Source organism: Streptomyces sp. CB02056 (assembly GCF_001905545.1).
Lineage (GTDB): Bacteria > Actinomycetota > Actinomycetes > Streptomycetales > Streptomycetaceae > Kitasatospora.
In genome coordinates this window covers 536,734-563,359 of record NZ_LIPD01000002.1, presented here as the reverse complement: position 1 = coordinate 563,359, position 26,626 = coordinate 536,734, and the positions used below count along the sequence as shown (strand labels likewise).

17 protein-coding genes are annotated in these 26,626 nt (G+C 72.4%); 10 read left to right on the top strand and 7 right to left on the bottom strand.

Translation table 11 applies throughout. The annotated features are described in order from the left end of the window. Positions 1-543 precede the first annotated feature (543 nt). The 7 genes from AMK13_RS06515 (at position 544) to pyk (ending at position 13,636) form a co-directional block, all read left to right on the top strand. Entirely contained in the window at positions 544-2,499 is a 1,956-nt protein-coding gene (locus AMK13_RS06515; RefSeq protein WP_074001576.1) for an alpha-1,4-glucan--maltose-1-phosphate maltosyltransferase, read from the top strand. Next, positions 2,496-4,220 carry a maltose alpha-D-glucosyltransferase gene (gene treS / locus AMK13_RS06510; RefSeq protein WP_074001467.1) on the top strand — a complete coding sequence of 575 codons (1,725 nt, stop codon included), beginning with the start codon at positions 2,496-2,498 and terminating at the stop codon, positions 4,218-4,220. The genes AMK13_RS06515 and treS overlap by 4 nt, the downstream gene beginning before the upstream one ends. Before the next feature lie 252 nt (positions 4,221-4,472). Beyond that, positions 4,473-5,963 (top strand): maltokinase N-terminal cap-like domain-containing protein, encoded by a 1,491-nt coding sequence (locus tag AMK13_RS06505; protein WP_074001466.1) that lies wholly within the window; start codon positions 4,473-4,475, stop codon positions 5,961-5,963. A gap of 155 nt (positions 5,964-6,118) precedes the next feature. Continuing rightward, positions 6,119-8,548, top strand: coding sequence for a 1,4-alpha-glucan branching enzyme (gene glgB / locus AMK13_RS06500; protein ID WP_074001465.1), 2,430 nt, complete (start codon positions 6,119-6,121; stop codon positions 8,546-8,548). A gap of 177 nt (positions 8,549-8,725) precedes the next feature. Then, positions 8,726-10,894 carry a phosphate acetyltransferase gene (gene pta, locus AMK13_RS06495; RefSeq protein ID WP_079271889.1) on the top strand — a complete coding sequence of 723 codons (2,169 nt, stop codon included), beginning with the start codon at positions 8,726-8,728 and terminating at the stop codon, positions 10,892-10,894. Continuing rightward, on the top strand, positions 10,891-12,114 hold the full coding sequence (locus AMK13_RS06490) for an acetate kinase (RefSeq protein ID WP_074001464.1): 1,224 nt from the start codon (positions 10,891-10,893) through the stop codon (positions 12,112-12,114). Before pta ends, AMK13_RS06490 begins: the two co-directional genes overlap by 4 nt. A 94-nt stretch (positions 12,115-12,208) precedes the next feature. Beyond that, a complete protein-coding gene (pyk, locus tag AMK13_RS06485) occupies positions 12,209-13,636 on the top strand; it encodes a pyruvate kinase (RefSeq protein ID WP_049656903.1) in 1,428 nt (475 codons plus the stop codon). A gap of 74 nt (positions 13,637-13,710) precedes the next feature. Here the strand turns inward: pyk and AMK13_RS43375 are convergent, their stop codons facing one another. The 4 genes from AMK13_RS43375 to AMK13_RS06465 form a co-directional block, all read right to left on the bottom strand. Continuing rightward, the gene (locus AMK13_RS43375) at positions 13,711-15,090 is read right to left on the bottom strand and encodes a hypothetical protein (RefSeq protein ID WP_074001463.1); all 1,380 of its coding nucleotides are present in this window, start codon (positions 15,088-15,090) and stop codon (positions 13,711-13,713) included. Continuing rightward, entirely contained in the window at positions 15,087-15,755 is a 669-nt protein-coding gene (locus tag AMK13_RS06475) for a DUF6114 domain-containing protein (RefSeq protein ID WP_074001462.1), read from the bottom strand. Before AMK13_RS06475 ends, AMK13_RS43375 begins: the two co-directional genes overlap by 4 nt. A gap of 132 nt (positions 15,756-15,887) precedes the next feature. After that, positions 15,888-16,550: a DUF6230 family protein gene (locus AMK13_RS06470; protein ID WP_049651461.1), complete on the bottom strand. Its 663-nt coding sequence runs from the start codon at positions 16,548-16,550 to the stop codon at positions 15,888-15,890. A gap of 742 nt (positions 16,551-17,292) precedes the next feature. Further along, positions 17,293-18,294, bottom strand: coding sequence for a tetratricopeptide repeat protein (locus tag AMK13_RS06465; protein ID WP_074001461.1), 1,002 nt, complete (start codon positions 18,292-18,294; stop codon positions 17,293-17,295). A gap of 365 nt (positions 18,295-18,659) precedes the next feature. Between AMK13_RS06465 and AMK13_RS06460 the strand changes: the two genes are divergently transcribed. Further along, positions 18,660-19,325, top strand: a complete 666-nt coding sequence (locus tag AMK13_RS06460; RefSeq protein WP_079271888.1) for a TetR/AcrR family transcriptional regulator — start codon at positions 18,660-18,662, stop codon at positions 19,323-19,325. Positions 19,326-19,398: 73 nt separating this feature from the next. On the opposite strand, the gene AMK13_RS06455 is transcribed toward AMK13_RS06460, so the two are convergent. The 3 genes from AMK13_RS06455 to AMK13_RS06445 form a co-directional block, all read right to left on the bottom strand. After that, positions 19,399-21,084, bottom strand: a complete 1,686-nt coding sequence (locus AMK13_RS06455; RefSeq protein WP_049651459.1) for an acyl-CoA mutase large subunit family protein — start codon at positions 21,082-21,084, stop codon at positions 19,399-19,401. Positions 21,085-21,355: 271 nt separating this feature from the next. Further along, positions 21,356-21,697 carry a DUF3817 domain-containing protein gene (locus AMK13_RS06450; protein ID WP_049651458.1) on the bottom strand — a complete coding sequence of 114 codons (342 nt, stop codon included), beginning with the start codon at positions 21,695-21,697 and terminating at the stop codon, positions 21,356-21,358. Positions 21,698-21,773: 76 nt separating this feature from the next. Continuing rightward, on the bottom strand, positions 21,774-22,310 hold the full coding sequence (locus AMK13_RS06445; RefSeq protein WP_049651457.1) for a MarR family winged helix-turn-helix transcriptional regulator: 537 nt from the start codon (positions 22,308-22,310) through the stop codon (positions 21,774-21,776). Positions 22,311-22,807: 497 nt separating this feature from the next. Here AMK13_RS06445 and AMK13_RS06440 point away from each other — a divergent pair, with 497 nt between their 5' ends. Together AMK13_RS06440 and AMK13_RS06435 are read left to right on the top strand one after the other, a co-directional pair. After that, positions 22,808-24,439 (top strand): M4 family metallopeptidase, encoded by a 1,632-nt coding sequence (locus tag AMK13_RS06440; RefSeq protein WP_049651456.1) that lies wholly within the window; start codon positions 22,808-22,810, stop codon positions 24,437-24,439. Positions 24,440-24,893: 454 nt separating this feature from the next. After that, positions 24,894-26,516 (top strand): M4 family metallopeptidase, encoded by a 1,623-nt coding sequence (locus AMK13_RS06435; RefSeq protein WP_074001460.1) that lies wholly within the window; start codon positions 24,894-24,896, stop codon positions 26,514-26,516. Positions 26,517-26,626: the final 110 nt, after the last annotated feature.

Sequence of the window (26,626 nt, the reverse complement as noted above, 5' to 3'; positions counted from 1 at the left end):
TCGGCGGGCGCCGGGCAGGTTGCCGGGAACAGCGGCGCGGGCAGGCTTCCGGTCGCACGTCCTCCCCACCCAGCAGTCCTCCGGTACTCCCCCGGCCCGTACCCAGGCCCGCGGGGAGCTGCCGCCGATCTCGGGCAGGAGCTTGGCATGCACGGCGACACGCGGGACCAGTCCACACCGGTGGCCGAAGGCCTCGACGCAGCGGTCGCGGAATCCGCCGGACGGATGGATTCTGACACTCGGACAGATCCGGCGATGCCGGCGCCGAGGGCCTCCGGGGCGGTCCGTGCCGGATCCTCCGAATCCGAAGCCCCCTCGACGGCCCGGCACCCCGCGGCCGAGGAGGACCGGGCGGCGGCACCCCGCAGGCGCACCACCACCACGCGCCGCACCACCGCCACCACCCCGAAGACCGCAGCTCCGAAGGCCGCCACCGCGGAGGCCGCCGGGTCCGCCTCCGCGAAGGCCCCGGCCACCGGGGCAGCCGCCCGGAAGGCCCCCGCTCGCAAGCCCTCCGCCCGCAAGACGACAGAGAGCGACACCGTGATCGGCCGCATCCCCGTCCTGGACGTCAGTCCCCTCGTCGACGCCGGCCGCCGCCCGGCCAAGGCCGTCGTCGGCGAGACCTTCCTGGTCACCGCGACCGTCTTCCGCGAGGGCCACGACGCCGTCAACGCCAACGTGGTGCTGCGCGACCCGCGCGGCCGCAGCGGCCCGTGGACGCCGATGCGCGAGCTGGCCGAGGGCACCGACCGCTGGGGCGCGCACGTCACCCCGACCGCGCCCGGCCGCTGGTCGTACCTGGTGGAGGCGTGGAGCGACCCGGTCGCCACCTGGCGCCGGACCGCCTCGGTGAAGCTGCCCGCCGGGATCGACACCGCGCTGGTCCTGGAGGAGGGCGCCCGGCTGCTGGAGCAGGCCGCGGCCGGGGTGCCCAAGAAGGAGGGTCGCGCCGACGTGCTGGCCGCCGCCGACGCGCTGCGCGACCAGACCCTGCCGCCGCTGTCCCGGCTGGCCGCCGCGCTCGCCCCCGAGGTGCTCGACGCGCTGGTCCGCCACCCGCTGCGCGAGCTGCTCAGCGCCTCCCGCCCGATGCCGCTCCAGGTCGACCGCGAGCGCGCGCTGTTCGGCTCCTGGTACGAGTTCTTCCCCCGGTCGGAGGGCGCCGTGGTGGACCCGGCCGGCGTCGAGCCGCCGCGCCCTGGCAACCTGCGCAGCGCCGCCGAACGCCTGCCGGCCGTCGCCGCGATGGGCTTCGACGTGGTCTACCTGCCGCCGGTCCACCCGATCGGCCGAGCCTTCCGCAAGGGCCCGGACAACACCCTGACGGCCGGCCCGCACGACGTCGGCTCGCCCTGGGCGATCGGCTCCCCCGAGGGCGGCCACGACGCCGTCCACCCGGACCTCGGCACCATCGAGGACTTCGACCACTTCGTCGCCGAGGCCAAGGCGCTGCACCTGGAGGTGGCGCTGGACTTCGCCCTCCAGTGCTCCCCCGACCACCCCTGGGTGAACAAGCATCCGGAATGGTTCAGCCACCGCACGGACGGCACCATCGCGTACGCCGAGAATCCGCCGAAGAAGTACCAGGACATCTATCCGGTCAACTTCGACCAGGACATGGACGGAATCGTCAAGGAAACCATCCGGATCCTCCGGTTCTGGATGTCGCACGGCGTCCGGATCTTCCGGGTCGACAACCCGCACACCAAACCGGTGGTGTTCTGGGAGAAGGTGCTCGCCGACGTCGCCCGGACCGACCCCGACGTGGTGTTCCTGGCGGAGGCCTTCACCCGCCCCGCGATGATGCACACCCTGGCGAAGATCGGTTTCCACCAGTCGTACACGTACTTCACCTGGCGCACCACCAAACCGGAACTCACCGACTACCTCACCGAACTCAGCGGTGACGCCGCCGCCTACATGCGGCCCAACTTCTTCGCCAACACGCCGGACATCCTGCACGAGTACCTCCAGCACGGCGGCCGGGCCGCCTTCGCGATCCGCGCGGTGCTCGCCGCCACCCTCTCCCCCAGCTACGGCGTCTACGCCGGCTTCGAGCTGTACGAGAACGAGCCGGCCCACCCGGGCTCCGAGGAGTACCTCCACTCGGAGAAGTACGAACTGCGCCCGCGCGACTGGAGCCGCACCGACACCCTGGCCCCGCTGCTGACCGTGCTGAACCGGCTGCGCCGCCGCCATCCCGCCCTCCAGCAGCTGCGCGACCTGCGCTTCCACCCCACCGACAACGACCAGGTGCTCGCCTACTCCAAGACCGCGACCACCCCCGAGGGGCTCACCGACCAGGTCGTCACCGTGGTGAACCTCGACCCGCACCACGTCCAGGAGGCCACCGTCACGCTCGACGGCGACGGCCCGTACGCGGTGCACGACGAGCTCACCGGCGCCGTCTACACCTGGGGCCGGCACAACTACGTCCGGCTCGATCCCTCAGCCGAGCCGGCTCACCTCCTCACGGTTCGGAGGAACCCAGCGTGACAGTGAACGAGCCCGTCCCCGACACCTTCCCCGAGACCTCGAAGAAGAAGCTCGACCCGCAGTGGTTCAAGCGTGCGGTCTTCTACGAGGTGCTGGTGCGGTCCTTCCAGGACAGCAACGGCGACGGGGTCGGGGACCTCAAGGGGCTCACGGCCAAGCTCGACTACCTCCAGTGGCTCGGGATCGACTGCCTCTGGCTCCCCCCGTTCTTCGCCTCGCCGCTGCGCGACGGCGGGTACGACGTCTCCGACTACACCTCGGTGCTGCCGGAGTTCGGCGACCTCGCCGACTTCATGGAGTTCGTCGACGCCGCGCACGCCCGCGGCATGCGCATCGTGATCGACTTCGTCATGAACCACACCAGCGACCAGCACCCGTGGTTCCAGGCCTCCCGCTCCGACCCGGACGGGCCCTACGGCGACTTCTACATGTGGGCCGACGACGACAAGCAGTACCCGGACGCCCGGATCATCTTCGTCGACACCGAGACCTCCAACTGGACCTACGACCCGGTCCGCAAGCAGTACTTCTGGCACCGCTTCTTCTCGCACCAGCCGGACCTCAACTACGACAACCCCCGGGTCCAGGACGAGATGATCGCCGGGCTGCGGTTCTGGCTCGACCTCGGCATCGACGGCTTCCGGCTGGACGCGGTGCCGTACCTGTTCGCCCGCGAGGGCACCAACTGCGAGAACCTCCCGGAGACCCACGAGTTCCTCCAGCGGGTCCGCAAGGAGATCGACGCCAACTACCCGGACACCGTGCTGCTCGCCGAGGCCAACCAGTGGCCGGAGGACGTCGTCGACTACTTCGGCGACTTCGCCTCCGGCGGCGACGAGTGCCACATGGCGTTCCACTTCCCGGTGATGCCCCGGATCTTCATGGCGGTGCGCCGGGAGTCCCGCTACCCGGTGTCCGAGATCCTCGCCAAGACCCCGCAGATCCCCGGCGGCTGCCAGTGGGGCATCTTCCTGCGCAACCACGACGAGCTGACCCTGGAGATGGTCACCGACGAGGAGCGCGACTACATGTACGCGGAGTACGCCAAGGACCCGCGGATGCGCGCCAACGTGGGCATCCGCCGCCGGCTCGCCCCGCTGCTGGAGAACGACCGCAACCAGATCGAGCTGTTCACCGCGCTGCTGCTCTCCCTGCCCGGCTCGCCGGTCCTCTACTACGGGGACGAGATCGGCATGGGCGACAACATCTGGCTCGGCGACCGGGACGGCGTGCGCACCCCGATGCAGTGGACCCCGGACCGCAACGCGGGTTTCTCCTCCGCCGACCCGGGCAGGCTCAGTCTGCCGCCCATCATGGACCCGGTGTACGGCTATCAGGTGACCAACGTCGAGGCGCAGCAGAGCAGTTCGAGCTCCCTGCTGCACTGGACGCGTCGCATGATCGAGATCCGCAAGCTCAATCCGGCGTTCGGCCTCGGCAGCTACGCCGAACTGCCCTCCAGCAACCCCGCCGTGCTGGCCTTCGTGCGCGAGTACGAGGGGGACCTGGTCATGTGCGTGAACAACTTCTCGCGGTTCGCGCAGCCGACCGAGCTGGACCTGCGGCAGTACGGCGGGCGGTACCCGGTCGAGCTGATCGGCGGGGTGCGCTTCCCGTCGATCGGCGAGTGGCCCTACCTGCTCACCCTGGCCGGGCACGGCTTCTACTGGTTCCAGCTCCGGCAGCCCCCGCGCCTGAGCGGGACCAGGCGATCGAAGTAACGATCCGCCGCACGTGGCACAGCAGCCGTGAACAGCACCACCAGACCCTCCGGGGGCGCGAGTTGAACCCCCGCGCCCCCGGAGTTCTCTGCACCACCGCGTACGGAGAACAGCCCAACGGCCACCCACACGAAGGCGTGACACCCGAGCCGTGCTCGCGTGCCGCGACCGCCGCGCCGCCGCAATCCGGAAGACTGACGGACCCGGCCACGACCCGTCGGGCAGTCCGCGTGCTTCCGGGGAAAGGGAGCCATGTCCGAAACCTCCCGTTCTCAAGCCCACCTCCAGGACGACGCCCCCACCGGTCCCGCCACCCCCGCGGGCACCCGGGGCGCCGGGGCCCGGAGAACCGCCCTGGGCGTCAGCGAACTCGTCCAGGCGGCCCTGCCACTGATCGCCTCCTGGCTGCCCACCCAGCGCTGGTACGCCGGCAAGGGAAGGCCCATCACCGGCCTCACCCCGGTCGTCGGCACCCCGCTGCAGGTCGGCGACCCGGCCCTGCTGCACCTCCTGCTGCGGGTCGAGCACGCCACCACGGCCGGCGCCCCGCACGGCGACATCTACCAGCTGCTGCTCGGCATCCGCTCCGGCGGGCTCGGGGACATCGGGCCCGCCGCCGTGCTCGGCCGGCTCAGCCAGGGCCCGTACGACGGCGCGACCCTCTACGACGCGGTGCACGACCCCGAACTCACCGGACGGCTGCTCGAACACCTGGCCACCGGGGACCGCTTCGGCGCGCTCTCCTTCCGCCGCACCCCCGGCTCCGGACTGCCCGCCAACCTCCCCGGCCGCGCCTCCACCGCCGAGCAGTCCAACAGCTCGGTCATCTACGGCACCTCGTACATCCTGAAGCTGTTCCGCCGCATCCACCCCGGCACCAACCCCGACCTCGAACTCTCGCTCGCGCTCTCCCGGGCCGGCTCCACCCGCATCCCCCGGGTCGCCGCCTGGTTCGAGAGCCGGATGGAACGCGCCGAACCCGCCACCCTCGGACTGCTGCAGCGCTACCTGCCGGACGCCGAGGACGGCTGGGAACTCGCCCTCGACCAGGTCGGCCGGCTCAAGGGGGACCGCTCCCCCGGCAACTTCGCCATCGAGGCGCACCGGCTCGGCCGGGCCACCGCCGAGGTGCACCGGGTCCTCGCCCGCTCGATGCCCGTCGCCCGGCTCGACCGCGCCCAGACCGGACGGCTGGCCGGCGCCATGGCCGACCGGCTGGACAGCGCCGTCGCCGCCGTCCCCGGCCTGCTGCGCTTCCGGGCCGCCCTGCGCACCGCCTTCCAGCAGCTCGCCGACGCCCACCCGGACGGCCTGCCGGTCCAGCGCATCCACGGCGACCTCCACCTCGGACAGGCCATGCGCACCCCGCACGGCTGGGTGCTGCTGGACTTCGAGGGCGAGCCCGCCAAGTCCGTCAACGAGCGCCGCGAACCGCAGCCCGCCCTGCGCGACGTCGCCGCGATGCTGCGCTCCTTCGACTACGCGGCCGCCCACCTGCTGGCCGGCGGCCCCGTCGACCCGGAACTGGCCCACCTGGCCGCCGCCTGGGCCCAGCGCAACCGCACCGCCTACGGCGCCGGCTACACCGCCGGCGGCGGCGCCGACCCGGCCGCCTCACCGGAGCTGATGCGGGCGCTGGAGATCGACAAGGCGGTCTACGAGGTGGTGTACGAGGCCCGGCACCGGCCGAGCTGGCTGCCGATCCCGCTGGCCGCGATCAACCGGCTCGCCCTGTCCGTCTGACCGGCCCTTCCCGTACCCACGCCTTTTCCGCACCGCCCGATTCCCGCACCGCCCGTCTCCGCACCACGCGTCTCCCGTCCCACCCGTTTCCTGTCCCGACCGTTTCCTGTCCCGCCCGCAGGAGTTCGCCCACCCCGCCGCAGGAGGACCCCGCCGTGACGCCGATCGACCCGACCGGCCGCCCCACCCGCCCCGTACCGGCCACCTTCCTGGCCGGACCGCTCCCCGCCGAAGGCCACACCGGCCACGAGCACGGGGCGCACCGGGCGGCCGAGGAGGAGGGGGGCGCCGGCACCGGCTCGGAGCCCCCGGACGCCCTCCCGTCCCCGGCCGACCCACTCGCGGCCCCGCAGCCCCGGGGGGCCGAGCGCCCGGCCCCCACCGGGGCGCTGCGGCTGCCCGAGGCGCCGCTGCCGCCGGCCGAGGTCGACCGGCTGGTGGGCGGGCAGCACCACGACCCGCACGCGCTGCTCGGCGCGCACCCGGTGCACGGCGGCACGGCGATCCGGGTGCTGCGCCCGTTCGCCGAGCGGGTGGTCGTCGAGACCGCCCACGGCCCGGCCGAACTCACCCACCAGCAGAGCGGGTTGTTCACCGGCCTGGTGGCCGGCGGCGAACCGCCGGAGTACACCCTGCTGGTGACGTACCCCGACGGCGAGCCGCTGCGCCAGCACGACGGCTACCGCACCCCGCCCACCCTCGGCGAACTCGACCTGCACCTGATCTCCGAGGGCCGGCACGAGCAGCTGTGGCGGGCGCTCGGCTCGCACGTGCGCACCGTCGACGGGGTGGCCGGCACCGCCTTCGCGGTCTGGGCGCCGAACGCCGTCGGGGTGCGGCTGATCGGCGGCTTCAACCACTGGAACGGCACCGGGCACCCGATGCGCTCGCTCGGCTCGTCCGGGATCTGGGAGCTGTTCGTCCCCGGCCTGGCCGAGGGCGCCACCTACAAGTACGAGGTGCACACCCGGCAGGGCTGGGTGCTGGACAAGGCCGACCCGCTGGCCCGGGCCGCCCAGTGCCCGCCCGGCACCGCCTCGGTGGTCACCTCCTCCGACTACGCCTGGCAGGACGGCGAGTGGATGGCCCGCCGGGCCCGCGCCGCGCACCACCGGGCCCCGATGTCGGTGTACGAGCTGCACCTGCCGTCCTGGCGCCCGGACCTCACCACCTACCGCGCCATCGCCGAGGAACTGCCGCGCTACCTCCAGGAGTTGAACTTCACCCACGTGGAGCTCATGCCGGTGATGGAGCACCCCTTCGGCGGCTCCTGGGGCTACCAGGTGTCCGGCTACTACGCCCCCACCGCCCGGCTCGGCGGCCCCGACGACTTCCGGTTCCTGGTGGACACCCTGCACCGGCACGGCATCGGCGTGATCGTCGACTGGGTGCCCGCGCACTTCCCCAAGGACGACTTCGCGCTCGCCCGCTTCGACGGCGAGCCGCTGTACGAGCCCGCCGACCCGCTGCGCGCCGAGCACCCCGACTGGGGGACGCTGGAGTTCGACTACGGCCGCAAGGAGGTGCGCAACTTCCTCGTCGCCAACGCGGTGTACTGGTGCGAGGAGTTCCACGTCGACGGCCTGCGGGTGGACGCCGTCGCCTCGATGCTCTACCTCGACTACTCCCGCGAGGGCGGCGACTGGACCCCCAACCGGTTCGGCGGCCGGGAGAACCTGGACGCCGCCTCCTTCCTCCAGGAGATGAACGCCACCGTCTACCGGCGCTGCCCGGGCGCGGTGACCATCGCCGAGGAGTCCACCGCCTGGGACGGGGTCACCCGCCCCACCGACGCCGGCGGGCTCGGCTTCGGGCTGAAGTGGAACATGGGCTGGATGCACGACTCGCTGGTCTACATGTCCAAGGAGCCGGTGCACCGCAAGTACCACCACAACGAGATCACCTTCTCGATGGTGTACGCCTACTCCGAGAACTACGTCCTGCCGATCTCGCACGACGAGGTGGTGCACGGCAAGCGGGCGCTGGTCTCCAAGATGCCCGGGGACTGGTGGCAGCAGCGCGCCAACCACCGCGCCTACCTCGGCTTCATGTGGTCCCACCCGGGCAAGCAGCTGCTGTTCATGGGGCAGGAGTTCGCCCAGGGCGCGGAGTGGGACCACGAGCAGGGCCCGCAGTGGTGGGTGCTCGACGAGCGGTGGCCGGCCCACGAGGAGCACCTCGGGGTGCGCCGGCTGGTCCGCGACCTCAACCGGCGCTACCTCGACACCCCGGCGCTGTGGGAGCTGGACACCGTCCCGGAGGGCTTCCGCTGGCTCGACGGCGGCGCCGCCGAGGACAACCTGCTCTCCTTCGTCCGGTACGCGGCCGACGGCTCGCCGCTGGTCGCGGTCTGCAACTTCTCGCCGGTCGTCCGGCACGGCCACCGGGTCGGGCTGCCCCGGCTGGCGGGCCGCGACCAGCTGTGGGAGGAGGCGCTGAACACCGACGCCGAGGAGTACGGCGGCAGCGGCGTCGGCAACTCCCACCCGGTCAAGGCCGAGCCGGTGGAGTGGGACGGCCAGCCCCGGTCCGCCGAACTGGTCCTCCCCCCGCTCTCCACCGTCTGGCTCCGCCCCGCGCGCTGAGCGCCGGGCGCCTCCGGTGCCCCGGACGCCCCGGGTGCCCGCCCCGTCGGCGGGCACCCGGGGCGGGACCTCCGCCCCTTGCCCGAACCCCGTCGCTCTGCTCGCGGACACCCGTTCGGGGTGCGAAGGTATGGTCGATATGACCACTTTCCGAGACGACGGGACGGAGACAACCACGTGGCGCGCAGCGTGTACGTGACCGGCATCGACCGGGGGGACGGCCGCCAGGCGGTCGAACTCGGGGTCATGGAACTGCTCACCCGCCAGGTGGACCGGGTCGGGGTGTTCCGCCCGCTGGTGCACGCCGCCCCCGGGCAGCCGGGCTCCGACCACGTGGTCGAGCTGCTGCGCGGCCGCTACCGGCTCGACCTGCCCAGCAGCGAGCTGTACGGCCTCGGCTACGAGGAGGCCGCCGCCCTCCAGGCCGCCCACGGGCAGGACGAACTGGTCTCCGCGCTGGTCGACCGCTTCCACGCGCTGGAGCGGCGCTGCCAGGCCGTCCTGGTGCTCGGCACCGACTTCGCCGACACCAGCATCCCGGACGAACTCGCCTTCAACGCCCGCCTGGCCAACGAGTTCGGCGCCGCCGTGCTGCCGGTGGTCGGCGGGCACGGCGAGGACCCCGAGACGGTGGTCGCCGAGCTGCTGGGCGCCCACCGCGCCTACACCGACCTCGGCTGCCAGACCCTGGCGATGATCGCCAACCGGGTCGCCCCCGGCGCCAAGCAGCGCATCCAGCGCGCCCTCACCGAGAAGCTGCCCGTCCCCGCCTACGTCATCCCGGAGGAGCCGGCCCTGGCCGCGCCCACCGTCGCCCAGCTGGTCGAGGCGACCGGCGCCGAGGTGCTGCTCGGGGACGCCGCCGGCCTCGCCCGGGACGTGCGCGGCTACGTCTTCGGCGGCGCCATGCTGCCCACCTTCCTGGACGCGCTGACCGAGGGCGCCCTGGTGGTCACCCCCGGGGACCGCGCCGACCTGGTGATCGGCTCGCTGGCCGCGCACGCCGCCGGCGCCCCGCCGATCGCCGGCGTGCTGCTGACGCTCGGCCAGCACCCCGGCCCCAACGTGATGGCGCTGGCCGCCCGGCTCGCCCCCGGCACCCCGGTCGCGGTCGTCCCCGAGGGCAGCTGGCCCACCGCCGCCCACCTGACCCACCTGGAGGGCAAGCTCACCTCGGCCAGCCCCCGGAAGGCCGAGATCGCCCTCGGCCTGTTCGAACTGCACGTCGACACCGCCGAGTTGACCAACCTGATCGAGGTCGGCCGGTCCGAGCGGGTCACCCCGATGATGTTCGAGCACGAGCTGCTGGAGCGCGCCCGGGGCACCCGCAGGCACGTCGTCCTGCCGGAGGGCACCGAGGAGCGGGTGCTGCGCGCCGCCGAGATCCTGCTGCGCCGCAACATCTGCGACCTCACCCTGCTCGGCGAGGCGGACGCCGTCCGCCGCAAGGCGTCGAGCCTGAGCATCGACCTCCCGGCCGAGGACCCGGCCGCCGACCGCGCCCAGGTGCGGATCGTCGACCCGGCCACCAGCCCGCTGCGCCGCCAGTTCGCCGAGCTGTACGCGAAGCTGCGCGCCCACAAGGGGATGACCGTCGAACTGGCCCTGGACGTGGTCACCGACGTCTCGTACTTCGGCACCCTGATGGTCCAGGAGGGCATCGCGGACGGCATGGTCTCCGGCGCGGCGCACTCCACCGCCGCCACCATCCGGCCCGCCTTCGAGGTGATCAAGACCTCGCCGGGCGCCTCGATCGTCTCCTCGGTCTTCTTCATGTGCCTGGCCGACCGGGTGCTGGTGTACGGCGACTGCGCGGTCAACCCCGACCCGGACGCCCAGCAGCTGGCCGACATCGCCATCCAGTCGGCCGCCACCGCCGCCCAGTTCGGGGTGGAGCCGCGGGTCGCGATGCTCTCGTACTCGACCGGCACCTCCGGCTCCGGCGCGGACGTCGACAAGGTCCGCAAGGCCACCGAGCTGGTCCGCGAGCTGCGGCCGGACATCCTGGTCGAGGGCCCGATCCAGTACGACGCGGCGGTGGACGCCCGGGTCGCGGCCACCAAGCTGCCGGGCTCCCCGGTGGCCGGGCGGGCCACCGTGCTGATCTTCCCGGACCTCAACACCGGCAACAACACCTACAAGGCGGTCCAGCGCTCGGCCGGGGCCGTCGCGGTCGGCCCGGTGCTCCAGGGGCTGCGCAAGCCCGTCAACGACCTCTCCCGCGGGGCGCTGGTGCAGGACATCGTCAACACCGTCGCGATCACCGCCATCCAGTCCCAGGACCACGCCTCCCAGGACCGCACCTCCCAGGACCTCGCGTCGGACAGCAAGGAGCTCCCCGCATGAGCAAGGGCACCCGCGTCCTCGTCCTGAACGCCGGCTCCTCGTCGGTGAAGTACCAGCTGATCGACATGCTGGACGGGGCCAGGCTGGCCGCCGGGCTGGTCGAGCGGATCGGCGAGGCCGGCGGGCGGCTGGTGCACACCCCGCGCACCGGCGGGCCGCGCGAGACCGTCCAGGCCTTCCCGGACCACGCCGCCGCGCTCAAGGCCGTCGCCGAGGAGCTGTCCGCCGACGGCGTCGGGCTGGACTCCCCCGAGCTGGCCGCGATCGGCCACCGGGTGGTGCACGGCGGCCTGCGGTTCACCGAGCCGACCGTGATCACCGACGACGTGCTCAAGGAGATCCGCCGGCTGATCCCGGTCGCCCCGCTGCACAACCCGGCCAACATCACCGGCATCGAGGTCGCCCGGGCCCTGCGCCCCGACCTCCCCCAGGTGGCCGTCTTCGACACCGCCTTCCACGCCTCGATGCCCGAGTACTCGGCCCGGTACGCGATCGACAAGGACGTCGCCGACCGGCACCGGGTGCGCCGCTACGGCTTCCACGGCACCTCGCACCAGTACGTCTCGCGGGCCACCGCCCGGCTGCTCGGCAAGGACCCGGCCGAGGTCAACGTGATCGTGCTGCACCTGGGCAACGGCGCCTCCGCCTCGGCGGTCGCGGGCGGCCGCTGCGTGGACACCTCGATGGGCCTGACCCCGCTGGAGGGCCTGGTCATGGGCACCCGGTCGGGCGACATCGACGCCGGCGTGGTGTTCCACCTGCACCGGGTCGGCGGGCTGTCCGTGGACGAGATCGACGACCTGCTCAACCGCCGCAGCGGCCTGCGCGGGCTGTGCGGCGAGAACGACATGCGCGAGATCATGCGCCGGGCCGACGAGGGGGACGCGGACGCGAAGCTCGCGTTCGACTCGTACGTCCACCGGCTGCGCAAGTACATCGGCGGCTACTACGCGGTGCTCGGCCGGGTGGACGCGATCGCGTTCACCGCCGGGGTCGGGGAGAACGCGGCGCCGGTGCGCGCGGCGGCCACCGCGGGACTGGAGGAACTGGGCATCGCCGTCGACCCGGAACTGAACTCGGTGCGGTCCGGCGAGGCCCGGATCGTCTCGCCCGAGTACGCCCGGGTGGCGGTCGCCGTGGTGCCCACCGACGAGGAGCTGGAGATCGCCCGACAGACCTTCGCGCTGGTGCACCGGGAACGCCGGGAGTCCGAGGACTGACACGGATCCGTCTCACTCCTCGGAAGCTTTCGTCGGCGATTCCTCCCGGTGCGTGCCGAATGCACCTATAACACGAACGGATAGACTGATCCATATGCGCCGAGCGAAAATTGTCTGCACCCTGGGTCCGGCGACGGACTCCTACGAACAGCTGAAGGCCATCGTCGAGGCGGGCATGAACGTCGCCCGACTGAACATGAGCCACGGCAACCACGCGGACCACGAGGAGCGGTACCGCAAGGTCCGCCAGGTCTCGGAGGACACCGGCAAGGCCATCGGCGTCCTGGCCGACCTCCAGGGTCCGAAGATCCGTCTGGCGACCTTCGCCAACGGCCCGGTGACCGTCGACAACGGCGACGAGTTCACCATCACCACCGAGGACGTCCCCGGTGACCAGCACATCTGCGGCACCACCTACAAGGGCCTGCCCGGCGACGTGAAGGCCGGCGACCCGATCCTGATCAACGACGGCGTCATCGCCCTGGAGGTCGTCAGCGTCGACGGCCCGCGGGTGAAGACCGTGGTGATCGAGGGCGGCGTGCTCTCGAACAACAAGGGCATCAACCTGCCCGGCGCGGCCGTGAACGTGCCCGCCCTGTCCGAGAAGGACAAGGACGACCTGCGCTTCGCGCTGCGCCTGGGCGTCGACATGATCGCCCTGTCCTTCGTCCGCAACGCGGACGACATCAAGGACGTCCACGAGGTCATGGACGAGGTCGGCATCCGCGTGCCGGTCATCGCCAAGATCGAGAAGCCGCAGGCCGTCGAGGCCATGGAGGAGATCGTCCTCGCCTTCGACGCCATCATGGTCGCCCGCGGCGACCTGGCCGTGGAGTACCCGCTGGAGCGGGTGCCGCTGGTCCAGAAGCAGCTGATCACCCTGGCCCGCCGCAACGCCAAGCCGGTCATCGTCGCCACCCAGATGATGGAGTCGATGATCCACGCCTCGCGCCCGACCCGCGCCGAGGTCTCCGACGTCGCCAACGCCATCCTGGACGGCGCCGACGCGGTCATGCTGTCCGCCGAGTCGAGCGTCGGCAAGTACCCCGTCGAGACCGTCCGCACCATGGCCCGGATCTGCGAGACGGCCGAGGGCGAGCTGCTCGCCCAGGGCCTCCAGCCGCTCAACCCGGGCCGCAAGCCGCGCACCCAGGGCGGCTCCGTCGCCCGCGCCGCGTGCGAGCTGGGCGACTTCCTGGACGGCAAGGCGCTGGTCGCCTTCACCAAGTCCGGCGACACCGCCCGCCGGCTGTCCCGCTACCGCTCGCCGATCCCGGTGATCGCCTTCACCCCGGACAGCGCCACCCGCAACCAGCTCTCGCTGAGCTGGGGCGTCGAGGCGTACGTCACGGAGCAGGTGGCCACCACCGACGCGATGGTCGCGCAGGTCGACCGGGAGCTGCTGAAGCTCGGCCGGCTCGGCGAGGGCGACACCGTCATCGTCACCGCCGGTGTCCCGGTCGGCGTCCCCGGCACCACCAACATGGTGCAGGTGCACCACCTGGGCACCCGGGGCGAGTGAGCACCCGTCAGGCCTGAACGCCCGTGGGGCGGTCCTCCTTCCGGAGGGCCGCCCCACGGTCCTTGTGGCGTCCGCTACTTGTCGCTGTAGGGGGCGTCGTCGTTGAACAGGCGCATCCCGGGGATGCGCAGGGTGCCGCCGAACTGGCCGGCCTGCTTGGCGGTGACGCCGGTCAGCTCCAGGTCCAGCGGGATCGGGATGGAGCCGATCAGGTCGTACAGCCAGCGCGGCAGGGTGTCCGGGGTGAGGGTGATCTCGCCCAGGTCGATCGGGATCGGCAGGCCGAGCACCTTGGAGAGGTGGCCGGACAGCCGCTCCACGTACATGGTGACCGGGCCCTTGCGCATCGTCGAGGTGGAACCCGGGGCGCCCTGGACGTGGAAGGTGACGCCGTTGCCCTCCAGGGTCGACATGTCGAGGTTGTCGATGTCCACGCTGTCGACCACGAACTTCAGGACGCGCTTGCTGCCGGTCACGGTCTTCACGTCGTAGACGCCGTGGAAGGCCGCGCCGTGCAGGGCGAGCCGGCTGGTCTTCAGGGTCCAGTTCTGCTCCGGGACGACGTGCCCGGGGGCGGGCGCGCCGGCGGTCAGGCCCCGGGCGTCCACATCGCAGTCGGGGTTCTCGGTCGGCGTGCCGGACGGGCTGCCGGAGGCGCCCGCGGAGGGCGTCGCCGAGGCGTCCGCGGACGGGGTCGCGGAGGACTTCGGCTTGCCGCTCGCCCTGCCACTCGGCGTGGCGGTGGGCGAGGGCTCGTCGGCGGCGGGCTGGGTCGCGGGCGGCGCGGCCTGCGGGGCGGCGGCCGGGGCCTGCACCGGGGCGTCCGGGTGCGGGGCCTCGGTGTGCGGGGCGGGGGCGGCCGGAGCGGCCGGGCCGGCGGGCGCCGCGGGGGTGGTGGTCGGGGCGCCGCCCGGGGTCGGGCTCGGCGAGCCGTTCGGGGTGAGCAGCCGGTTGACGCCGTCGACGAGGCCGTCGATCAGCCCCGCCCGGGCCGCCGGGCCGGTGGTGGTGGGCGTCGCGGCGGCCGACGGCTTGACCGGCGAGGTCGGCTGCTGGGCCGGGCCGGTGGTCGGTGCGGGGGTCGGCACCGAGCCCGGGTCCGTCGAGGGGCCGGCGGTGGGCGCGGTGCCCGGCGCGGTGCTCGGCGCGGTGCTCGGCGCCGTGGACGGGCCCGGCGGCGGCTCGGGCAGCTCGCTCTTGGGCACCGGCGTCTCGACCGGCGCGACGTCCGGCACGGCGGCCGGCGCGGTGCCGCAGGGCTTGCCCGCCGCCGACTCGGCGACCGCCGGGTTGGGCGTGTAGGCGGCGGCCATCAGCAGCGCGGTCGGCACCGCGGCCAGCGCCAGTGCCCGGCCCCTCAGCCGGACCCGTACGGGCGTGCGCGGGGCCGCGTGCCGGCCGGAGCGCTGCGCGGGAACGGTCGTACCGTCGGCTTGCTCGGCCGGCCCGGTCACCGCGCCTCCTCCTGGTCCACGGCGGCGGCCCGCTTCCGGTCCGCGGTGTCGGCCTGCTTCGGGACGGCGGCCGCGGGTTCGGCGGCCTGCGGCCCGCCCTGGGCGGGCAGTTCGGCGGTGGGCGCCTCGACGGCGCCGTCGGTGGCCGGCTCGGTGGCGACGCTCCGCGCCACGGCGTTCCCGGCCGCCGCGTCCCCGGCGCCGCCCTTGGCCCGGCCCCAGCGTCCGCGCCCGGCCGCCTTCGCGGCCTTGGGCTCCGGCAGCGGCGCCCAGGAGACCATCAGCCCGCCGCCGATCAGGCCCGGCAGCAGGGCCAGTCCGAAGCCCCCCAGGTTGGAGACCGGGAGGGAGACCAGCGTCAGCAGCGTGGTGGCGATGCCGGCGAAGACCCGTACGGCCGGCTGGAACCAGGCGGTCAGCCCGAGCACGATCAGCAGCACGCCGATGATCAGTGACCCGGCACCCGCCGTGGTGGCCATGGCCACCGTCATGCCGCCCAACGAGAGCTTGGCGTACGGGAAGTACATGATCGGGACGCCGGCGATCATGGCCAGCAGACCGCCGTAGTACGGCCGCGTCCGACGGAACGTACGGAACACCCGGCGCAGCCACTGGGCGGGGTTCTCGTGCTCGGCGGGCCGGTAGGAGGCAAGGGCGCTGGACACGGTGCAGCTCCTCGATGGTGTGAACGAGGGATGGAGGAGACACGGGATCCGGGGACGGCGCACGCACCGCCCCCGGTCCCGCGGGTGCCGTCGGGGCGGGCGGGCCGGGCCCGGCCCGCCGCCGTCAACGGCCTAGTAGCACTCGCCGGAACCGTCGGTGTGCAGCGCGAGCTTCAGGCCCGGGAGCTTGAAGGTGCCGGCCGAGGTGGCCCAGGCGGTCTGCTGCACGTTGTACAGGTCGGCCTTCTCGGCGGCCTGGGCGAAGCCGGTCTGCCCGGACGGCAGGCCGCCGAGCTTGGACTTCCAGCCCTGGGTGGCCTCGCCCTTGAGGGTCGACGCCTCCTGGCCGATGTTGATGTTGGAGAACTCGGCGTCGGCGTTCAGCTGGTCGAGGTCGATCAGCAGGTTCTTGGCGTAGACCTGCTTCTTGACGTCCTCGCTGTTGCCGGCCTCCAGACGCAGGATGATCTTGGGCAGCTTCCACGGCAGGCCGGGGATGACGTTGGGGTCGGTCACCACCGACTGGCAGAGGCCCTTGATGGTGGCCTCGTCGAAGGCCGAGACGGCGACCGGGTGCGGCGTGCCGTTCGACTCCGCGTCGATCGAGCCGAACTGGGCGAAGTTCCTGCCGTGCAGCTCCGGCGTGGTGACCTTGAAGCTCTGGCCGGAGACGCTGAACGAAGCCGCCAGCGCGTTGTTGGCGATCGAGACGCCCACCGCGGCGGTGGCCGCGATGCTCGGCACCATCACCAGGGCGAAGCGCTTCCAGCGGGTCTTGCCGTAGGTCTGGGACATGCGAGTCCTCCTTCTAGGACGTACATCTCCGGCTCCCCGGCGGCGCGTCCCGCACCGGTGGGGACCTGGGATGGGAGAGAGCTACGTCCTCGGTAGCGGAGAGCGCCTTGGGCGTCGTCGGACGCGGGAGCGGCCCGCGTGCAGCGGACCTCCCGTCCAAGCACCGGCCGTCCTTGCGGGGCGGCGGGCAGGACCGACGACATCGGCGATCACCCCCGAGCGACAACCAGCGACCGCGCAGGGCCGCGCGGCCGGTCGAAGGACAGGAACCGCCGTGGGACCGCGGATACCCCCCTGCCCTCCCTCCCGCCGGCCGGGGCCGACGGACCGCCCGGTGGGGATCCCGCGCTCCGCGTGGCCGACCGGGGTCGGGGTGTGGAGCCCGGGACCGGGCGTGGCCGATCGTGCTTGAATCCCGGGCGAAGCACAAGAGGTTCCTTACTGACGGGTAATGCAACATCAGGTGGCGTTGATCATGGAATCGACCCGGACCGCACCCTGCGTGACGTCTTGAAGGAAACGTGACGGCGAAATCTGCCGGAAACGCAAGCGAAACACCCGTGGGCGGTCACACAAGGTGACCACCCACGGGTGAAATCAAGATTTGGTAAACCTCTGTTCAGTTGACCGGATTGTCGCCAAATCACCAGCGACACCGCAGGTCATCCGCCGTGCCAGGCAGCGGACCTGATCCGGGCTCAGAACGGGCTCGGGACGGACCGGGAACCGGCCCGGAGCGGGCTCAGAACAGCACGCGCGCCAGCGCCGTACGGGCCGCGACGACCCGCGGGTCCTCCGGGCCGATCACCTCGAACAGCTCCAGCAGGCGCAGCCGGGCGGTGTCCCGGTCCTCGCCGGCCGTCCGCCCGACGGTGGCCACCAGGCGCCCGAAGGCGTCCTCGACGTGACCGCCGACCAGGTCCAGGTCGGCCGCCTTGAGCTGGATCCCGACGTCCTTCGGGTCGGCGGCGGCCGCCGCCCGGACGGCCTGGAGGTCCAGACCCTCGATCCGCTTCAGCAGCTCGGCCTGGGCCAGGCCCAGCTTGGCCTCGGTGTTGCCCGGCTGCTCGGCCAGCACGTTCCGGTAGGCCTGGATGGCACCGCCCAGGTCGCCGGCGTCCAGCGCGTCGTGCGCGGCGGACAGCGCCGGGTCCTCGGGGCGCTGCGGGGCGGCGGCCGGGGCCTCGCCCGGGGCGGCCGCGCCACCGGCCAGGCCGGCCACGCCGAAGCGCTGCTCGGCGACCAGGATCAGCTGGTCCAGGATCTGACGGATGTTGGCCGCGCTCTCCGCGCCCTGGAACAGCGGCACCAGCTGGCCGGCCACCACGGCCATCACGGCCGGGATGCCCTGGATGCCGAACTGCTGGGAGAGCAGCGGGTTGGCGTCGACGTCGATCTTGGCGAGCACGAAGCGGCCGGCGTACTCCTCGGCCAGGCCCTCCAGGACCGGGCTCAGCTGCTTGCAGGGCCCGCACCACTCGGCCCAGAAGTCGATGACGACCGGCACCTCGGTGGAGCGCTGGACGACCTCGGTCTCGAAGGTGTCCTCGGTGACGTCGATGACGAGCTGGTGGGCGGTCCGGGCGGGGGCGGCTCCGTCCGCATCGGCGGCGGACGCCTGACGAGCCCGCTCGGCCCGGGCCTGCTCGGCCTTCTGGGCGGCTTCGCCGGCCGCCTTCACTGCGGCGAGGTCGACCGCACCGCGCAGGGCGGAGCTGTTGAGACGCGAATTCCGTGGCTGCATGGCACCATCCTCCCCCGTCCGCGCTGCTCGCGGGCACCAACCTCCGGAAAGTCGCCCCGCGCGGGCCGCGCGGTGCGGGTTCCCGGGCGCCGTGCCCCTCCCCCGGTAGCCTGGACCGTTCGGCGCGGATCCCCACCCGCGCCCGCGCCGCTCCCGTCCCACGGGACGCGGCGCCTGGTTGTCACTGCTTTCGCTACGAGTCGTAGCGTAACTGGAGCCGGTGGCCCGGCCGCAAGCCCCTCCGGTGGTTCGGGGACGTGACCTGCCCCACTTTCCCGGGGTGCCCCGCTGCCCGAACGGACGAACAGTCGCTACCGTTACCAGCCCCACCCAAGTTACTTACCAGTAGAGCGCAAGGAGGCCCGGTGCCGGCCGCCCAGCCCCCAGCGAGCCCGCAGGGCACGCACCAGGACTGCCCGGCGCCCGCGGGCACCGCCCGGGCCAAGGGCCGCCCGCGCAGCGCCGCCGCCGACCGCGCCATCCTCGACGCCACCCGCGAGACCCTGGCCGAACTCGGCTGGGGCGGACTGACCATGGGCCACGTGGCGAGCCGGGCCGGGGTCGCCAAGACCACCCTCTACCGCCGCTGGCCGTCCAAGAACGAGCTCGTGGTGGACGCCGTCGCCACCCTCTTCGACGAGCTGGTGATGCCCGACCTCGGCAGCCTGCGGGCCGACATCGAGGCCGTGGTGGCCCAGTTCGCCGACCTGCTGGCCCGCCCGGAGACCCAGGCCGCGCTGCTCGCGCTGTTCGCCGAGGGCACCCGCGACCGGCAGCTGCGGCGGCGGATCCGCGAGGCCATCGTGGACCCGCAGAAGCGGCTGGTCCGCCAGGGCCGGGCGGCCGCCCAGGCCCGCGGCGAGCTGGAGGCGGACACCGACGACACCTCGGCCCGCGAGGAGGTCGACATCATCTTCGACACCATCGCGGGCACCGTCGAACACCGCGTCCTGGTCAGCGGCGAGCCGATCACCCCGGAGTGGACCCGCCGCTTCACCGACCTGCTGCTCGGACCGATGCTCGCGGGCTGAGAGCACCCCGGCCGGAGACACGGCAAAGCCGCCGTACGGGATCCCGTACGGCGGCTCCGCGTCGGCCGCGGCCTCAGAACATCGCGTTCTCCTGGTACGTGCCCCACTCCTCGCGCAGCGCGTTGCAGATCTCGCCCAGCGTCGCCTCGGCGCGCACCGCGTCCAGCATCGGCGGGATCATCGACTCGCCCGAGCGCGCCGCCGCCAGCATGGCGTCCAGCCCGGCCCGGACGGCCGCGTCGTCCCGGGCCGCCTTGCGCTCCCGCAGCACCCGGACCTGCTCGCGTTCGACCTCGTGGCTGACCCGCAGGATCTCCAGCTCAGGGGTGACGCTGCGCGGGTGGCAGTTGACGCCGACCACGCGCTTGTCGCCCTTCTCCACCGACTGCTGGTACTGGAAGGCCGCCTCGGCGATCTCCCCGGTGAACCAGCCCTCCTCGATGCCGCGCAGGATGCCGGAGGTGATCGGGCCGATCTCGTGGTCCTCCCGGCCCTTGTCCAGGATCCGCTGGAAGATCGCCTCGGCCTGCTGCTCGATCCGGTCGGTCAGCGCCTCGACGTACCAGGAACCGCCCAGCGGGTCGGCGACGTTGGCGACGCCGGTCTCCTCCATCAGCACCTGCTGGGTGCGCAGGGCGATCTCGGCGGCCTGCTCGGAGGGCAGCGCCAGGGTCTCGTCCAGGGCGTTGGTGTGCAGCGAGTTGGTGCCGCCGAGCACCGCGGCCAGCGCCTCGACGGCGGTGCGGACCACGTTGTTGTACGGCTGCTGCGCGGTCAGCGAGACGCCGGCGGTCTGGGTGTGGAAGCGCAGCCACTGCGCCTTGTCGGTCTTGGCGCCGAAGCGCTCGCGCATCCAGCGGGCCCAGATCCGGCGCGCGGCGCGGAACTTGGCGATCTCCTCGAAGAAGTCCAGGTGCGCGTCGAAGAAGAAGGACAGGCCGGGCGCGAAGACGTCCACGTCCAGGCCGCGGGAGAGGCCCAGCTCGACGTAGCCGAAGCCGTCCGCGAGGGTGTACGCCAGCTCCTGCGCGGCCGTGGCCCCGGCCTCGCGGATGTGGTACCCGGAGACCGACAGCGGCTTGTACGCGGGGATGCCCTCGGCGCAGTAGGCCATCAGGTCGCCGATCAGGCGCAGGTGCGGCTCGGGGGCGAAGAGCCACTCCTTCTGCGCGATGTACTCCTTGAAGATGTCCGTCTGGAGGGTGCCGTTGAGCACCGCCGGGTCCACGCCCTGGCGCTCGGCGGCCACCAGGTACATGCAGAAGACCGGCACGGCCGGGCCGCTGATCGTCATCGAGGTGGTGACCCCGCCGAGCGGGATGCCGTCGAACAGCACCTCCATGTCGGCGGCCGAGTCGATGGCCACGCCGCAGTGGCCGACCTCGCCGAGCGACTTCGGGTCGTCCGAGTCGTAGCCCATCAGGGTCGGCATGTCGAAGGCGACCGAGAGGCCGCCGCCGCCCGCGTCCAGGATCATCCGGTAGCGCTCGTTGGTCTGCTGGGCGTTGCCGAAGCCGGCGAACTGGCGGATGGTCCAGGTGCGGCCCCGGTAGCCGGTCGGGTGCAGACCGCGGGTGTACGGGTACTCGCCCGGCCAGCCGATCCGCTCGAAGCCCTCGTAGGCCTGCCCGGCGGGCGGGCCGTAGACCGGCTCGACCTCGTCGCCGGAGAGGGTGGTGAAGTCCGCGTCGCGCTTGCGGGCCTTGTCGTACCGCTGCTGCCAGCGCTGCCGGCCCCGCTCGATCTCCTCGGCGTCCATGATCCCGAACTCCGCTCCGTACGGCCGCCGCGGCGACGGGGCGGCACAGCTAGTAGGACGTCCTAACAATTTACTCGGACGTCCTAGTACTTGTCGATGGACAACCCGCCCGCACGGCCCGCGATCCCCCGAAAGGGACCCGGAATCCGGCCCGGGGCTCCGGGAGCCGCCCGAACGGGGTCCGAGAACGCCGGAGCGCCCCTCCCCCGGTCGGGGAAGGGGCGCTCTCGCGAAACCTGGGAGTCGGAGCCCGGGAGTCGGAGCCCGGGGCTCAGACGCCGGCCGGCTGGCGGGCGCCGCCGCCCGCCGGGAGCTGCTCGGCGGCCTCGCGGGCCACCTTGCGCTCGAAGACGAAGGAGAGGAACGGGATGCAGCCCGCCGCCAGGGTGAGCACCAGCCGGCCCATCGGCCACTTCAGCTTCTGCCCGAGCATGAAGGTCACCACGAAGTACCCGATATAGAGGTAGCCGTGCAGCATCGCGACGTACGTGGTCACGTCCTTGGCCGCGTCGAAGCCGTACTTCGCGACCATGAAGCCGCAGAACACCAGCAGCGCCGTACCGGTCGCAATGGCCAGGGCCCGGTACCAGCCCAGCAGGGGGGTCGCCTTCATGATCTTCCTCGCCTCGCTCGGCACGGTCCGCCGGTACGCCCGGATCCGCGCACCGCTCACACGAGGGTAGCCGCCTTCACGCCCGGCCCTTCGCAGCCCCCTCGGACGGCTCGGCGAAGTCGCCGGCCGCGATCCGCAGCGGCCTGAGCAGTTCGAACACCTGGTGGCACTGCTCGGCGTCGTACTCCTCCAGCCCGAACTCCATCGCCATCAGCTCCCGGGTCGCCTCCTCGACCACCTCGCGGCCGCGCCCGGTGATCGCGGCCAGCACGCCGCGGCCGTCCAGCGGGTTGGGGCGGCGGGCGACCAGGCCGGCCCGCTCCAGGCGGTCGACGGTGTTGGTGACGCTGGTCGGGTGGACCATGAGCCGCTCGCCGATCTTGGAGAGCGAGAGCTCGCCGGTCCGGCTGAAGGTCAGCAGCACCAGGGCCTCGTAGCGGGCGAAGGTCAGCCCGTACGGCTTGAGCACCGCGTCCACCCGGGAGAGCAGGATCTGGTGGGCGCGCATGACCGAGGTGATCGCCGCCATCGAGGGGACCCCGCCCCAACGGCGGGTCCACAGCTCGTCGGCGCGGGCGATCGGGTCGAAGTCGAGAGCGAGGGGCTTGGCCACCTCCTTACCGTACCGGCGGACGGGACGTGTGCTACCAGGCGTCCTGATGGTGGACAAGCGCAACACGTGGCGGGAACCCGCCAATCGGACGGCCAGGTCCATACCAGGACATTGCGCCGGCGTGAACGCGCGGCAACGGGCCACCGGCGCACCGGGGTTGGCCCCGGAGCGGGCCGGCGCCGCGCTACCAGGCGTCGGTTCGGACGGTAACCCGCTGCAAACCAGGACGATTTGCCCCTTTTGTCCATCCGTTCACATTCCTCCGCCGTGGCGGGACTTGGCCAATTCATGAGCAAGACCTGTCATTTGATTTGCTCGATTGTCATGCTTTCGATCAACCCCGTTCGGCAGCCACCACCCCCACCCACCGGTGGCGAAGCCGCTCAGTCCGCACGGGGCCCGCACGTCAGCGCCCGTTCCGCCCCTCAGGTGCCGTCCCCGGCCCCCGGAACGCCGCGCGACCGCGCCCGCTCGCGGTTTTCCGGAAGGACTCGTTCGTGAAGCGAAAGCTCGCCGCAGTCGCCGTACTCTCCGCCACCGCCCTGCTCACCGGTGTCGTCCAGGTGAGCACCGCAGCCGTCGCGGACCCCGCCCCGCAGTCCCAGGGCGCGAAGCAGCGCGCCGACCTGATCGCCCTGGCCAACGGCCAGGCCGGCAAGGTCGCGCACGCCCTGGCCCTGGGCGGCCAGGAGCAACTGGTGGCCAAGGACGCCGTGGTGGACGCCGACGGCACCCGCCACCTGCGCTACGAGCGCACCTTCGCCGGCCTCCCCGTCCTGGGCGGCGACCTGGTGGTGCACCAGAAGGCCGACGGCTCGACCACCTCGGTGGACAAGGCCACCGGCGCCACCATCGCCCTGCCGAGCCTCACCCCGCAGATCCCCGCCGACAAGGCCGCCGACCAGGCGACCGGCGCCGTGCAGTCCACCGTGGGCATCGCCGCCGACAAGGACGAGTCCCCGCTGACCGCCGTACACCAGACCGGCAAGGCCGAGCTGGTCGTGTGGGCCACCGACGGCAGCCCGCGCCTGGCGTACCGCACCACGGTCGAGGGCGAGCGCGCCGACGGCACCCCGAGCCGCCAGCTGCTGGTCACCGACGCGGCGAGCGGCGAGGTGCTCTCCAGCCACGAGCAGGTGCGGACCGCCGCCGGCACCGGCAAGGGCGTCTTCGTCGGCTCCGTCCCGCTGACCACCACCCAGAGCGGTTCGAGCTACCAGCTCAAGGACGCGACCCGCGGCGGCCAGGCCACGTACACCCTGAAGGGCAAGACCTCCGGCTCGGGCACCCTGGTCGCCAACACGACCAACAGCTTCGGCAACGGCCTGTCCTCCAACAGCGAGTCCGCCGCCGTGGACGCCCAGTACGGCGCGGCGGTCACCTGGGACTTCTACAAGAACACCTTCGGCCGCAACGGCATCAAGAACAACGGCGTCGGCGCCACCAGCCGGGTCCACTACGGTTCCAACTACGTGAACGCGTTCTGGGACGACTCCTGCTTCTGCATGACGTACGGCGACGGCAGCGGCAACACCCACCCGCTCACCGAACTCGACGTGGCCGGCCACGAGATGAGCCACGGCGTCACCTCCGCCACCGCCAACCTCAACTACTCGGGCGAGTCCGGCGGCCTGAACGAGGCCACCTCGGACATCTTCGGCACGATGGTCGAGTTCTACGCCAACCTGCCCTCCGACAAGCCGGACTACCTGATCGGCGAGTTGATCAACATCAACGGGGACGGCACCCCGCTGCGCTACATGGACAAGCCGTCCAAGGACGGCGCCTCGGCCGACTACTGGTCCTCCACCGTCGGCAACAAGGACGTCCACTACTCCTCCGGCGTCGCCAACCACTTCTTCTACCTGCTCGCCGAGGGCAGCGGCGCCAAGACCATCAACGGCGTCAGCTACAACAGCCCGACCTCCAACGGCTCCACGCTCGCGGGCATCGGCCGGGACAAGGCCGCACAGATCTGGTACCGCGCGCTGACCACCTACTTCACCTCCACCACCAACTACGCGGGCGCCCGCACCGGCACCCTGAAGGCCGCCGCCGACCTGTACGGCGCCTCCAGCGCCGAGTACAGCGCCGTCGCCGCGACCTGGGCCGCCGTCAACGTCAACTGACGTACCGCACAGGCGCGTCGGACGCCCGGGGCCTCCGGCAGGAGGGCCCGGGCGTCCGCCGTTCCGGGCGGCAGCCCGGGCCGTCCCGGACCGTCGAGACCGTCCGGGGCCGCCCGAGCCGCCCGGGGCTGTCAAGGCCGTCCGGCTGGCGGAGTCCCGCCAGGGGGACGAACCGCCGAAACCGGGCAACGGGCGGCAACCGAACCATCCGTACCGGCACTGGCGGTTCTTGGCCAATCCCGGTAGGCGCCCTGTCCATCCCTGCCAACGATTGTCATGCTTCTGACCAAGTCCCGTCCGACCATCCGCCGCCCCACCCGTTTCCGGCGGATCGTCAGGTACCGCACGGGACCGGCACGTCCGCGCCCTACCGCCCCCAAGGTGCCAACCCCGGCGCCCCGGTACGCGGCGCACCCGCACGCACCCGCGGGTCTCGTGGAAGGAACCCCCGTACGTGAAGCGAAAGCTGACTGTCGGAGCCGTACTCTCCGCCACCGCACTGCTGGCCGGCGTCATCCAGATCGCCGCCGTCCCCGCCCAGGCCGCCGCCCCCTCCCCGGCCCAGCAGCAGTCCGCGCTGCTCGCGCTGGCCTCCGGGCAGAGCGCCCCGGTCGCCCAGGCCCTCGCCCTCGGCGGCCAGGAGAAGCTGGTGCCCAAGGACGTGGTGGTGGACAAGGACGGCACCCGCCACCTGCGGTACGACCGGACCTACGCGGGCCTGCCGGTGCTCGGCGGCGACCTGGTCGTCCACCAGAAGGCCGACGGCTCGGTGAAGTCCGTCGACCGGGCCTTCGCCGGACAGCTGTCCGTGCCCAGCCTGACCCCGGGCCTCGCCGCGCCCCAGGCGGCCGAGAAGGCCACCGCCGCCGTGCGGGCCACGGTCGGCGCCGCCGACCAGGAGGAGGCCGCGCTCAGCCGGGTCGACGGCGCCGGCGCGCCCGAGCTGGTCGTCTGGGCCGCCGACGGCACCCCGCGACTGGCCCACCGCACCACGGTCGAGGGCCAGCGCGCGGACGGCACCCCGAGCCGCCAGGTGGTCGTCACCGACGCCGCCACCGGCCAGGTGCTCTCCACCGACGAGCAGGTGAAGACCGCCACCGGCACCGGCAAGGGCGTCAACGTCGGCAGCGTCTCGCTCACCACCACCCAGAGCGGCAGCTCCTACCAGCTGAAGGACGCCTCCCGGGGCAACCAGTCCACCACCGACCTCAAGGGCGGCACCTCGGGCAGCGGCACGCTCGTCGCCAACACCACCAACAGCTTCGGCAACGGCCTGGCCTCCAACCGCGAATCCGCCGCCGTGGACGCCCAGTTCGGCGCGGCGGCCACCTGGGACTACTACAAGAACACCTTCGGCCGCAACGGCATCAAGAACAACGGCGTCGGCGCGGCGAGCCGGGTCCACTACAGCACCAACTACGTCAACGCGTTCTGGGACGACTCCTGCTTCTGCATGACGTACGGCGACGGCTCCGGCAACACCCACCCGCTGACCGCGATCGACGTGTCCGGCCACGAGATGAGCCACGGCGTCACCTCCGCCACCGCGAACCTCAACTACTCCGGTGAGTCCGGCGGCCTCAACGAGGCCACCTCGGACATCTTCGGCACCATGGTCGAGTGGTCCGCCAACCTCTCGGTCGACCCGGGCGACTACCTGATCGGCGAGAAGCTCAACATCAACGGCAACGGCACGCCGCTGCGCTACATGGACAAGCCCTCCAAGGACGGCGCCTCGGCCGACTACTGGTCCTCCACGGTCGGCAACAAGGACGTCCACTACTCCTCGGGCGTCGCCAACCACTTCTTCTACCTGCTCGCCGAGGGCAGCGGGGCGAAGGTCATCAACGGGGTCAGCTACAACAGCCCGACCTCCAACGGCTCGACGGTGACCGGCATCGGCCGGACCAAGGCGGCGGCGATCTGGTACCGCGCGCTGACCGTCTACATGACCTCCACCACCAACTACAAGGCCGCCCGCACCGCGACCCTGAAGGCCGCCACCGACCTGTACGGCGCCTCCAGCACCGAGTACAACGCGGTCGCGGCGGCCTGGAGCGGCGTCAACGTCAGCTGACCCGCGCCACCCCCGGTAGGAACCGGTAGCAACCGGTAGGAAATCGAGCCACCCCCGGTAAGAAACGGCGACAGGCTGCCGCGGCCCTTTGGGAGAGGAGGCCGTGGCAG